Below are 12278 nucleotides of genomic sequence, written 5' to 3' on the forward strand. Positions count from 1 at the left end.
AGGTATGGTATGCATAAGTGGCGTGATTTATCTATACTTGGAGAAATGTATGAAAGATCAATGGAAAAGGAAGAAAGAAAACGGAAGGGGAGTTTTTATACTCCTCATTACATAGTTGACTATATAGTGAAGAATATTATGTCAAATTTAGATCTTAAGAAAAATCCTTTTATAAAAGTATTAGATCCTTCTTGTGGAAGTGGATATTTTCTAGTAAGAGTATACGAAATTTTAATGGAAAAGTTCAGTCAAAATTTAGAGACCATTAGAAATACTTTTAACGATAAAACTTATACCATTGAAACTGAAGATGGATTAAAGAGTATAGACGGATTTCACTATTGGCAGCAGGAAAATTTAAGCTTTCATATATTAAAGAAATGTATATATGGTGCAGATATAGACAGCATCGCTGTAGAGCTTACAAAAATTAATTTAAGTAAAGTCAGTGGTATAAACATTAATATGGAGGACAATATCATATGCTGCAACAGCCTTATAAAGTGGAATCAAATTGATAATGTAGAAAAATATAAGGAATCTAATATTCAATCTGTTGTTAAGTTTTGGAACACAAAATATGATTATGTACTGGGGAATCCTCCTTGGGTATCTTTAAGTCGAAAGAATAAGATGAATATAGAGGATGGATTGTTAAAGTATTATAGTGAAAATTATAATGGAAATACATATTTACCTAATTTGTATGAGTATTTTATAAAAAGGTCTATGGAAATATTAAAGCCGGGAGGAAGATTTGGATTTGTAGTTCCTGATAGGCTGTCACGAAATCTTCAATACAGTGAACTTAGAAAGAGTTTACTTGAAAATTATAATATATTAAATCTTGTGTTTGAGATAGATTTTCCGGAAATAAACACAGATTCTATGATTATGATAGCAGAAAATAAACATAGAAAAGTAAATAAAATAGAAATAGATATTTATAAGAAGAGGACATATGAAATGTATCAGCATGAATATCTGAAAAATTCAAAATTTAAGTTTACATATTGTTGTTATAATCAAAACTTAAGCATAAAGGATTGTATAGAGAAAAATAGCAGCAAATTAAAAAGCATTTCCAAGACTTTTACAGGATTTATAGGTTATAGTAAAAAAATAACTCCTGTTAAAAAAAATCAACATCAGGTTGAAGTATTAAAAGGGGAAAATATAAAAAAGTTTCGAGTTTTAAACAATTACTATTATGATTTTGTGCCTGAAAACATAATAGGCGGAACTAAAAATATAGAAAAACTTACTTTTAAAAATAAATTAGTAATAAGGAAAACTGGAAAAAATTTAATAGCAGCTTTAGATGATAAGGGACGTATAATAGAACAATCTCTATATGGAATAATAAGTACAAATGAGGAATTTTCACCTCAGTATATTTTGGCAATATTGAATTCAGAGTTAATTCAATGGTATTATTTAAATTTTTTAATTACCAACTCTAATTCTATTCCACAAATTAAAAAATGCAATTTGGATGAAATACCAATAAGACATTGCAGCAGACAAGCTAAAGAAGACATAGAAAAATTAGTTTGCAAAATTATAAATGATAATGATCAAAAAAATATGTTGAAGAAAATATTAGATGATGAGATATTTGAATTATATAATATTGATCATAATTATAGAAGAATTATATTAAATGATATTGAAAATAATTAACTCAACTTTCGCAGTTTAAAAATAATGCGAAGCAAATCTTTTTAAAATAACAAAGTTCAAAATTTGATATTTTAATTTTATACTTTGTTCTTTAAAAATTTTATATGTGCTGTTTCACATTCTATATACAATAAATTTATACAAAAAAGTACTTGATTTTTAGTTATATTCTCCCTAATATATTTATTAAGGATGATAAAGAATATGAAAAATTTTAAGCTTTAATGAATTTTAGATTTGATAAGTATCTAAATAAAATAGTGATAGGGGGACAATTTGTGATTACATTATTTGGCATTTTATTTGCGATTTTTGCTGTGTATATTGTATTTTCTTTGTTAGGGATTATAGTGCTTCCACTTGTAGGCATAGTTATATTTCTAGCTTTTATAATGGCCATTATAGGATTTGCTTTTAAAATAGTATTTTCGCTGCCTTTTTTAATATTTGTTGTTATACTTGGATTTTTACATTTTAGTAAGAGATAGTTTATAAAAATGTTGACTTATTATGAACAAGATGATAATATAAAAACGTACATTAAATAATTTTTTTAGCAGAACATTCGTATAATCTTGATAATATGGTTCAAGAGTATCTACCAAGGTACCAAAAATCCTTGACTATGAGTGGATTCCGTGAAAATGGTATTTTTTTAACTATTTTCTAACTTGGATTATCCCATAATTCATGTTAGAAATTTTTTAATTTTGGAGGGAATTACATGAATGTTGAAAAAGCGAACAAAAATGACGGTGGCAATTTATCTTTTTTAGAATCATTTTTTAAATTGCCGGAAAACAATACTACTGTAAAGACAGAGATTTTAGCAGGTGTTACTACTTTTATTACTATGGCCTATATAATCTTTGTAAATCCAACTATACTTATGCAGGCAGGAATGAATGTGCATGGACTTATGGGAGATGCAGCGGTTAAAGCCGGGTTATCTGCAATAAATGATCCTATTGTAGGATCTATATTTACGGCAACTTGTATAGCAGCGGCTGTTGGAACTTTCATAATGGCACTTTATGCAAATCTACCTTTTGCACAGGCACCAGGAATGGGACTTAATGCATTTTTTACTTACAGCGTTTGTTTAGGTATGCATTATACATGGCATCAAGCATTGGCAGCAGTTTTAGTTTCAGGAATAATTTTTATTATAATAACAGTAACTTCCATAAGGGAAAAAATTGTAGATGCTCTTCCATTTAATTTAAAACTTGCTATATCAGGAGGTATCGGACTTTTTATAGCTCTTATAGGTCTAAAAAATGCAGGAATTGTAATATCAGATCCTTCTACACTGGTTGCTTTTGGAAAACTTACTAGTGCACCCGTTTTACTAGCAATTATAGGTATTTTAATTACAGTTATACTTATGGCAAGAAATGTTAAAGGATCAATTTTAATAGGAATAATATTAACTACTATAGTTGGTATACCTTTAGGAGTGACACATCTTACGGGAATAAAAGTTGTAAGTGCACCACCATCACTTGCACCTACGTTCTTTGCTTTTGATTTTAAGGGACTTTTGGGAATAGGAAAAGCAGGTGTAGTTGGAGGTTTAACTAGCATAATTATGGTAGTCATAACATTTACTTTAGTAGATTTGTTTGATACTATAGGAACACTTGTTGGAACAGCTGAAAAAGCTGGTATGGTTGATGAAAATGGAAGAGTTAAAAATATGCACAAGGCTCTTTTTGCAGATTCCCTTGCAACTACTATTGGTTCAATGCTAGGAACAAGTACTGTTAATACATATGTAGAATCTACTTCAGGTGTATCTGCAGGAGGTAGGACAGGACTTACATCATGTGTTGTTGGAATACTATTTATACTTTCATTATTCTTTAGTGGACTAGTTGGAATAGTTCCTACCCAAGCTACAGCTCCAGCACTTATAATTGTAGGGGCACTTATGATTGGAGTAGTTACTAAAATAGACTTTAGTGATTTTACAGAAGGACTTCCAGCTTTCTTTGCTATAGCATTTATGCCTTTTAGTTATAGTATAGCAAATGGTATAGCAGCAGCAATAATATTTTATCCAATAGTTAAAATAGTTACAGGAAAATATAAGGAAGTTCATCCAATAGTATATGTACTTGCAGCTTTATTCATATTTAGATTTGCTATGCTTTCATAATTATAAATAAACAAAAATAAGAGCTATTTATAGCAATTTGAAAAATTGCTATAAATAGCTCTTATTTTTGTTTTTGAAGTAACTTAGAAATATCTAAATGTTTTTTGTTTTTTCTAATGTAATTTTGCTATTTTTTCTTTTGATTTATTTATAAAAAATCAATATGTAAATATGTATATTGTATACAAGTTTGATAAATAATATTATAAAGTTATATATTAAGGTGGTCTATTATAAATATGCGTAATAAAAATGGAAAAGCCAATAATAAAATTTCACACCAAAACTATACAAAAAACTGCATAATTAGTAATTCCATTCAGCTAAATATAAGTTTAATTAAAGATATTTTTAATGATAATGATACACTTATTGTAAGATATTTTGAAAACCAGAAAAACAACAATGTTAAATGCTGTATAATCTTTTTTCAGGAAATGATAGATAGTGAAACAATAAACGCTAATATTATAAAGCCAATAATTGAAAATACATACTTAAACGAAAAAAATAGTAACGTTGAAAATATTTTAAATCACATAATTTTTTCAAATAATGTAAATAAAACTAAGGATGTAAATGAAATTATTGAATCAATCTTAAATGGTAATACCGTTCTTTTTTTAGAAGGCACATCAGAAGCTTTAATTATAAGTACCGTTGGATGGAAACCTAGAGCTATTGAAGAACCGGAAGGAGAAAAAATCCTGCGGGGACCGAGAGAAGGATTTACAGAATCTCTTATGGTGAATCTTTCTATGATAAGAAGAAAACTGTTAATTCCCGAATTAAAGTTTAAGGTCAGAGTATTAGGTACACAAACGCAAACAAAAATATGCCTATGTTATATAAACGGTATAGTTAATAACAAAATACTTAATGAGTTAAATAAAAGATTAGAAAGCATTGACATTGATGGTATTATAGCTTCTAGCTACATACAAGAGCTTATCAATGATGAACCTTTTTCACCATTTAAGACAATAGGCAGCACTGAAAGACCTGATATTGTTGCAGCAAAATTATTGGAGGGCCGTATTGCAATCATAGTAGAGGGTACCCCGATTGCATTAACTGTTCCGCATATTTTTATTGAACTTTTTCAGTCTAATGATGATTACTATATTAATTTTTATTTTTCTTCAATAAGCCGATTACTAAGAATACTGAGTTTTATAATAACTATAAGTTTGCCTTCAATTTTTATAGCATTAACCACCTTTCACATTGAAGCAATACCAACACCATTAGTTATAAGTATAACTGCAGCAAGGCAAGGCATCCCATTTCCCATTACGTTAGAAGCTTTGTTGCTGTTGATTGCATTTGAAATTCTCAGAGAAACTGGTGTGCGAATGCCAAATCAAATTGGGCAAGCTTTTAGCATAGTTGGTGCATTAGTATTAGGCCAGGCATCAGTTGATGCGAGATTTGTAAGTGCACCAATGATAATTATCATAGCACTTACAGGAATAACAGGACTTGCAATTCCCAAAATTAAAGGTGGCTCTATTTTATTAAGAATAATATTATTAATGCTTTCTTCTATATTAGGACTATATGGTTTTGTATTTGGAATAATAGGTATACTGATTCATTTATTTAAAATGCGTTCCTTTGGAGTACCTTATATGCTCAGTCTTATGACATTAAACCCTGAAGATTTAAAAGATACAGCAATAAGAGCACCTTGGTTTTATATGAAATACCGTCCAAAGTTCATTGCTGCTAGCAACTTAGTAAGAAGGTCATCTGGAGGTAAGAAAAGTTGAAAATCAAAAGAAGGATACTTTCTATTTTATTAGTGTTATTATCTTCAGTAACATTATGTGGATGTTGGAATTATGTAGATATTGAAAAATATTCACTTGTAACAGGACTTTCACTGGATAAAGATAAAAAAAACAATAAATATGTGGTAAATGCAGAAATACTGAATTTTCAAATGTCCGGGAAAGAAGCTAAAGCAGTATCAAACATAATTGAATCAAAAGGAAATACTATATTTGATGCAATGAGAAATATGATAAATACTACTGGTAATAAATTACATTGGGGGCATGCAAAAATTTTTATTATAAGCAAAGATATAGCAGAAGAAGGCATTATTCCAGCACTTGATCTACCTTACAGAGATGCTGAAATGAGAGAAGAAATGTATGTATTAATTTCAAATAAAAACCTTGCAAAGGAAATACTGCAGAGCAAAACTATAACCTCAAATTTAAAATCTTTTGATATTGCTAAAATGATAGAACATCAGAGAACACTTGCAAATGCACCTATAGCTAGGGTTTATGAGATTATAAATAATATTGAAGGAAATGATATATCACCAGTTTTACCTCTTTATGATATACAAACAATTAATGGTAAGCGGACTGTAGAATTAATTGGTACAGCTGTGTTTAAAGGTGATAAGCTTGTTGGATCTTTAAATACAGATGAATCAAAATATTTTCTTTTTGCAGCTAATCAGATTGATAAAGGGCTATTGGCTCAAAAAATTTTAGACGGGAATCAGATAACCAATATAACTTTAGAAATATTTGGAAGTAAAACAAAAATAAAACCCATACATAAGAATGGAAAGCTTAGTATCAATATGAATATTAGGGTAGATGCATCAATAGCAGAAATCGAGGGAAGTAAAGATTTTATTCAAGAAAGTGGTCGTCAAAGGCTTAAACAAGCAGCTGAAGAATCACTAAAAGTATCGATAGGAAATACAGTTAACAAGGTTCAAAATAACTATGAAACAGATATTTTTGGATTTGGCAAACATATAAAATCCGACATACCTTCAGTTTGGAATGATGTTAAAGATAAATGGGACGATACTTTTAAAAACATGAATGTAAACATAAATATTGAAATTCAGCTTAGAAACAGCGGACTTAATTCAAAAACTATTCAAAGAGGAATGTAACTTATAATGCTATTTGTTTTATATTTGTTTATAATAACACTTTTTATTATATATGATCTTATTCCAGTAACTAACAATAGAAACTGGAAAGTGTTTATTGTTTATACAACTTTTATACTATTTTCTTTTGTACTTGATGTATTGTTTGTCTTTCATATTAATGTACCCAGTCCGGCAGTACCTATAAAAAAAATCATTGAATTCATATTTAAGTTACAAGGTTGATTGAAAGGAGAGAAATATGTGGATAGACAAATAATATCTAATTCTCAAGGCATATGTATAATGTCTATGTTCTTAATTGGTACTTCTATTGTGCTAGAAGTTGCTAAAAATGCGAAACAAGATGCTTGGATATCCATAGCACTTGGAATAATTATGTCACTGCCAATGATTGTTGTTTATTCAAAGCTACTTAATAATTTTCCTGAAAAAGATCTGTATGATATTTTTCAGTATGTATTTGGTAAAAAAATTGGTAAAGTAATTTCAGTATTATTTATCTGGTATGTATTCCACTTGGGTGCTTTAGTAATAAGAGTTTTTTCTGAATTTGTAAATGTAGTTTCATTGCCTGAAACGCCTCAATCTATTTTTGCTATTTTTCTCGGTCTATTGTGTATTTGGACTGTAAAATCTGGCATTGAAGTTTTAGGTCGTTTAGCTATGTTTTTTTTACCATTGATTATGGTAATTACAATAATTATCATAGCTCTTCTTTATACTAATTCCCACTTTATAAATTTAAAACCTATATTATATAATAATACAAAGCAGGTTTTGCTAGGAGCATTTTCTTCTTTTTCTTTTCCATTTACTCAATCAATTATCTTTACCACAGTTTTTCATTCACTTAGAAATAAAAAGAAAATATTTAAAGTATTTCTTAAAGCATTGTTAATAAGTGGTATATTTCTTTTATTGTCTTCTATTAATAATGTAGTTGTTTTAGGTTCTCAAACAACTACAGATTTATATTTTCCCCAATTTACATCCACAAGAACGATAAAAATAGGTGATTTTATTGAAAGATTTGAAATTATTGTTGCATTAATATTTGTACTCATGGGATTTATTAAGGTAAGTGTGTGCTTGTATGCAGCATCAACTGGAACTGCTAAAATTTTCAATATAAATAATTACGGAATAATGGTTGGTCCCATAGGACTTCTTATGATAAATTTATCACAAATACTATATAATAATACTATAGAAATGCTTTACTGGGCTAATAATATATACATTTACTATGCTGTTCCGTTTCAAGTAATCTTACCGATAGTAACATTGATTATTTCACAGATAAAATTAAAATCAAATAAATCGAAACCAAAGGTATTTTAGAAAATGCATTAACTAATACCATACTTTCATACTTTTTAAACTTAAGAATTGTATTTTTGTAAGAAAGCTGTTACACATTTAGTATAACAGCTATACATTTTTAGTCTACAAAACTATTCCAGTAATTTGAATAATCAATTGCTGCAGGTGATATATTGGAGTATTTTACATCATAGTGTTCAGCTAATGCATTTATGAATTCTTTTGCAGGCATTCCGGATTTTTCTATTAAATTTTCAATTTGCTTTTGTAAGTCTTCTGGTATTTTAGAAAAACAGTAGGTAGTATTCATTTTAACAAATCCCCCTTATAATATAGTGCTAACGTTTAATATATTATATGATATATAACTTTTTAAGTGTAATATATATGCTGAATTTCTATCTTTAGTATAGCACTATATACAAAAAATTCAATAAAGAGTAGCCTGCAAAATATTATTTTTTATGTACTTCTTTGAAAGTAAGTATTTTTTTATATACATTTTGTGCTTCTATCAGAGTAAGTGTTTTTTGTATACATTCTGCTATTAATTTATGGCCTAGTGCTGTAGGATGAATTCCATCTATAAACAAATCGTCCTTGGTGTTTGTTTCTAATTTTTCCTGAAAGCAGCTATAAAAGTCTGCATAAAAAAGACTATTTTTAGTGCAAAAATCTATTATCCAATTTCTGTATTCACTTTCTAGCTCACTTACTTTCTCATAATCTAAAGTACTATCCCATTTTTCCTTAGCTAATTTTTTGTATACGAGAGGTTCTATGCCTATTATTGTAATTATTTTTGCAGATAAGGATTCTTTTATGATCTCTTTTAAATTATCTGTTACTAGTTTTAGAGATCTTCCAGTCATAAAGTCGTTACATCCAACCATAATGAGTACATGACTAGGATTATTTTGAATTACATCTTTATAAGAACGTGACAGCAATCCCGAAGCCGTATCTCCACATACTCCTTTGTTTAAAATATCTATTTGAAGTTTTTCTCTTAGAATGGATACAAAACATTCACTATTAGAAACACCATATCCAGCAGTTAAGCTGTCTCCTATACATACCATTTTCATAGGTAAATAATCTCCTTTCAGTTTTAAAACGTAAAATAATGTTCGATATGGTATGAACATTACAACTATATAATTTTTTACAATCTCAAAATATACGAATATTATGCGTTAAATTAGATTGAACGTATTGAATTATATAATTTGATATGATAATATAAGTATATCATAAATAAATGAATAGAATATCCATATAATCCTAATAATGAGGTTTAGGAGTATCTACAGGGAACCGTAAAATTCTCACAGCTATGGATAACTTTATTTAAAGCTAGATGTTTTTATATCAAGTTTTAGTTAAGGTGACTAGCTTAAGGTTTCACATAGATTCTCAATTGTAGATTTATTGAAACCTTTTTATTATACTTTTGGTGATATGATCTAACATTTGTTGTTTAAGGAGGACGAATATGAAAGTAGCAATTATATTTGGAAGTAGTTCCGACATTGACAAGATGAAAGGAGCTGCCAAAGCCTTAAAAGAATTTGATATTCAATATGAGGCATATATTTTATCAGCTCACAGGGTTCCGGAAAAGCTTTTGGAAACTGTAAAAAAATTAGAAGAAGAAGGCTGTGAATGTATTATTTCAGGTGCTGGTCTTGCAGCACACCTTCCAGGAGTTATTGCAGCTAATACAATTATTCCAGTTATAGGAGTTCCACTTAATGCAGCTATTTCTGGACTTGATTCTCTCTTTTCAATAGTACAGATGCCAAAATCTATACCTGTAGCTACAGTTGGAATAAATAACAGTTACAATGCAGGCATGCTGGCAGTAGAGATTTTAGCACTTAAATATTCTGAAATTAAAAAGAAATTAATTGAATATAGAAAAAATATGAAAGAAAAGTTTATAAATGAAAATGGAAAAGGAGTGGAATTATAATATGGAAAAAGGAAAAATGATATATGAAGGAAAAGCAAAAAAGGTATATGAGACAGAAGACAAAGACAAGGTAATAATTTATTATAAAGATGATGCTACAGCTTTTAATGGAGAGAAAAAGGGACAAATATCAGATAAAGGAGTATTAAATAATACAATTACTTCAATGCTCTTTGAGCTGCTTGAAAAACATGGTATAGAAACTCACTTTGAGCAAAAATTAAATGATAGAGAACAACTTTGTAAAAAGGTAGAAATAGTTCCTCTAGAAGTAATTGTTAGAAATGTAGCAGCAGGGAGTATGGCAAAGAGATTGGGACTAGAGGAAGGCAGCGCACTTAAAACTACAGTATATGAATTAAGCTATAAAAATGATGAACTTGGAGATCCTCTTATAAATGATTATCATGCAGTTGGAATTGGAGCTGCTACTTTTGATGAGCTTAAAACTATATATAAGATGACAGAATCTATAAACAATATTTTAAAAGAATTTTTCTTAAGACAGGGAATAAAATTAATAGATTTTAAATTGGAATTTGGAAAATTCAATGAAAAAATACTTTTAGCTGATGAGATATCACCAGATACATGTAGACTATGGGATGCAAAAACTAATGAAAAATTAGATAAAGATAGATTTAGAAGAGATATGGGAAATGTAAAAGAAGCCTATGTAGAAATATTGAAGAGAATAAGTAAAAATTAGCAGCTGCCTTAATTTTATGGTTAAAAGGAGAGAATTTTTAATGTGCACTTTAAATGATAAATTTAATACTTGCTCCTGTATTGATTTGGAGGAAGATAAATTCAAGGACGAATGCGGTGTATTTGGAATATTTTCTAAGAACAATATAGATGTAGCATCTTTAACTTATTATGGACTATATGCTCTCCAGCATAGGGGGCAGGAAAGTGCAGGTATTGTAGTTTCTGATGGAAGTGAATTTAAGTATCATAAAGGGATGGGACTTGTAGCAGATGTATTTAATAAGGATATATTAGAAGGACTTAAAGGGAAAAGTGCTATAGGTCATGTAAGGTATTCTACAGCAGGCTCTAGTACTTTAAACAATGCCCAGCCGCTTATGGTGAAGTATAAACTTGGATCTATTGCTATAGCACACAATGGTACTTTGGTCAATGCAGATGTCATAAGAGGACTTTTAGAAGACGCAGGATATATCTTTCAGACATCTGTAGATTCAGAAGTTATTTTAAGTCTTATTGCAAGAGAGGCTAAGAGAGATATAGGTAAAGCTGTAGTAGATACAGTTCAGGCAGTGAAAGGTTCTTATGCCATTACTATTTTAACGGAAAATGAGCTTATAGGTGTAAGAGATCCCAATGGAATAAGACCACTTTGTATAGGCGAATTAAACGGAGATTATATACTCTGTTCTGAAAGCTGTGCCCTGGATTCTATAGGAGCAAATTTTATAAGAGATGTAAAGCCTGGAGAAATTGTAATTATAAACGATGATGGAATTAAATCTATAAATTTTGCAGAAAAGACAAAATGTGAAACCTGCTCTTTTGAATATATATATTTTGCAAGACCAGATAGTACTATAGATGATATAAATGTATATACATCAAGAGTTAAAGCAGGAAGAATACTTTATAGAGAAAACCCAGTAGAAGCAGATGTGGTTATAGGTGTCCCTGATTCGGGAATACCAGCAGCTCTTGGATATTCAGAAGAATCGGGAATACCTTATGCTATAGGATTTATAAAAAATAAATATGTAGGAAGAACATTTATTGCTCCATCCCAAGAACTTAGGTCTAAAGCAGTAGCTGTAAAGTTAAACCCTCTAAAGGTAAATGTAGAGGGAAAAAGAGTGGTAATTGTTGATGATTCCATAGTTAGAGGAACTACCAGTGGAAAACTTGTAGAAATACTTAGAAAAGCTGGAGCTACTGAAGTGCACTTTAGAGTTTCATCTCCTGTAGTTAAGTATCCTTGCTATTTTGGCATTGACACCCCTTATAGGTCTCAACTTATAGGTTCTAATGCAAAAATAGAGGAAATAAGGGATAAAATAGGAGCAGATAGTTTAGGCTATATAAGTATAGATGGAATTTTGAAATCCCTTCAATGTACTGAGTCAAAAGGATATTGTTTAGGGTGCTTTAATGGAATATACCCAATATCTGTACCTATAGAAAAAGATAAAAATTATTTAGAGTAAGAGGTGGTT

At 29.3% G+C, this 12278-nt stretch carries 11 protein-coding genes and 2 riboswitches; of the genes, 9 read left to right on the top strand and 2 right to left on the bottom strand.

Going from position 1 to position 12278, the window contains the following annotated elements:
- Window positions 1-9 precede the first annotated feature (9 nt).
- The 6 genes from CLJU_RS04160 (at window position 10) to CLJU_RS04190 (ending at window position 8117) form a co-directional block, all read left to right on the top strand.
- A complete protein-coding gene (locus tag CLJU_RS04160; RefSeq protein WP_013237511.1) occupies window positions 10-1683 on the top strand; it encodes a TaqI-like C-terminal specificity domain-containing protein in 1674 nt (557 codons plus the stop codon).
- Between the two features lie 278 nt (window positions 1684-1961).
- Entirely contained in the window at window positions 1962-2171 is a 210-nt protein-coding gene (locus tag CLJU_RS04165; RefSeq protein WP_013237512.1) for a hypothetical protein, read from the top strand.
- A gap of 57 nt (window positions 2172-2228) precedes the next feature.
- Window positions 2229-2329, top strand: a riboswitch (purine riboswitch).
- 78 nt (window positions 2330-2407) lie between these two features.
- Window positions 2408-3844 (top strand): NCS2 family permease, encoded by a 1437-nt coding sequence (locus CLJU_RS04170; protein ID WP_013237513.1) that lies wholly within the window; start codon window positions 2408-2410, stop codon window positions 3842-3844.
- A 239-nt stretch (window positions 3845-4083) separates the two neighbouring features.
- Window positions 4084-5616, top strand: a complete 1533-nt coding sequence (locus CLJU_RS04175) for a spore germination protein (protein WP_013237514.1) — start codon at window positions 4084-4086, stop codon at window positions 5614-5616.
- Window positions 5613-6773, top strand: coding sequence for a Ger(x)C family spore germination protein (locus tag CLJU_RS04180; protein ID WP_013237515.1), 1161 nt, complete (start codon window positions 5613-5615; stop codon window positions 6771-6773). Before CLJU_RS04175 ends, CLJU_RS04180 begins: the two co-directional genes overlap by 4 nt.
- Window positions 6774-7016: 243 nt before the next feature.
- The gene (locus CLJU_RS04190) at window positions 7017-8117 is read left to right on the top strand and encodes a GerAB/ArcD/ProY family transporter (RefSeq protein WP_023162920.1); all 1101 of its coding nucleotides are present in this window, start codon (window positions 7017-7019) and stop codon (window positions 8115-8117) included.
- Between the two features lie 100 nt (window positions 8118-8217).
- Here the strand turns inward: CLJU_RS04190 and CLJU_RS04195 are convergent, their stop codons facing one another.
- Together CLJU_RS04195 and CLJU_RS04200 are read right to left on the bottom strand one after the other, a co-directional pair.
- The gene (locus CLJU_RS04195) at window positions 8218-8409 is read right to left on the bottom strand and encodes a hypothetical protein (RefSeq protein ID WP_013237517.1); all 192 of its coding nucleotides are present in this window, start codon (window positions 8407-8409) and stop codon (window positions 8218-8220) included.
- A 145-nt stretch (window positions 8410-8554) separates the two neighbouring features.
- The gene (locus CLJU_RS04200; protein WP_013237518.1) at window positions 8555-9187 is read right to left on the bottom strand and encodes a GDSL-type esterase/lipase family protein; all 633 of its coding nucleotides are present in this window, start codon (window positions 9185-9187) and stop codon (window positions 8555-8557) included.
- A gap of 166 nt (window positions 9188-9353) precedes the next feature.
- Window positions 9354-9456: riboswitch (purine riboswitch) on the top strand.
- 138 nt (window positions 9457-9594) lie between these two features.
- Between CLJU_RS04200 and purE the strand changes: the two genes are divergently transcribed.
- The 3 genes from purE to purF are packed head-to-tail and all read left to right on the top strand — an operon-like array spanning window position 9595 to window position 12269.
- Window positions 9595-10074, top strand: a complete 480-nt coding sequence (gene purE / locus CLJU_RS04205) for a 5-(carboxyamino)imidazole ribonucleotide mutase (protein WP_013237519.1) — start codon at window positions 9595-9597, stop codon at window positions 10072-10074.
- Between the two features lies 1 nt (window position 10075).
- Window positions 10076-10783, top strand: a complete 708-nt coding sequence (purC, locus tag CLJU_RS04210; protein WP_013237520.1) for a phosphoribosylaminoimidazolesuccinocarboxamide synthase — start codon at window positions 10076-10078, stop codon at window positions 10781-10783.
- A 40-nt stretch (window positions 10784-10823) separates the two neighbouring features.
- Window positions 10824-12269 carry an amidophosphoribosyltransferase gene (purF, locus tag CLJU_RS04215; RefSeq protein ID WP_013237521.1) on the top strand — a complete coding sequence of 482 codons (1446 nt, stop codon included), beginning with the start codon at window positions 10824-10826 and terminating at the stop codon, window positions 12267-12269.
- The last annotated feature ends 9 nt before the right edge of the window (window positions 12270-12278 follow it).

This window comes from Clostridium ljungdahlii DSM 13528, from assembly GCF_000143685.1.
Lineage (GTDB): Bacteria > Bacillota > Clostridia > Clostridiales > Clostridiaceae > Clostridium_B > Clostridium_B ljungdahlii.

What these genes read in the sequence shown, in the direction of transcription:
- purC (WP_013237520.1), top strand. Translation starts at nt 10,076, where the DNA reads ATGGAAAAAGGAAAAATGATATATGAAGGAAAAGCAAAAAAGGTATAT.
- CLJU_RS04195 (WP_013237517.1), bottom strand. Translation starts at nt 8,409, where the DNA reads ATGAATACTACCTACTGTTTTTCTAAAATACCAGAAGACTTACAAAAG.
- CLJU_RS04175 (WP_013237514.1), top strand. Translation starts at nt 4,084, where the DNA reads ATGCGTAATAAAAATGGAAAAGCCAATAATAAAATTTCACACCAAAAC.
- CLJU_RS04200 (WP_013237518.1), bottom strand. Translation starts at nt 9,187, where the DNA reads ATGAAAATGGTATGTATAGGAGACAGCTTAACTGCTGGATATGGTGTT.
- CLJU_RS04160 (WP_013237511.1), top strand. Translation starts at nt 10, where the DNA reads ATGCATAAGTGGCGTGATTTATCTATACTTGGAGAAATGTATGAAAGA.
- purE (WP_013237519.1), top strand. Translation starts at nt 9,595, where the DNA reads ATGAAAGTAGCAATTATATTTGGAAGTAGTTCCGACATTGACAAGATG.
- CLJU_RS04170 (WP_013237513.1), top strand. Translation starts at nt 2,408, where the DNA reads ATGAATGTTGAAAAAGCGAACAAAAATGACGGTGGCAATTTATCTTTT.
- purF (WP_013237521.1), top strand. Translation starts at nt 10,824, where the DNA reads ATGTGCACTTTAAATGATAAATTTAATACTTGCTCCTGTATTGATTTG.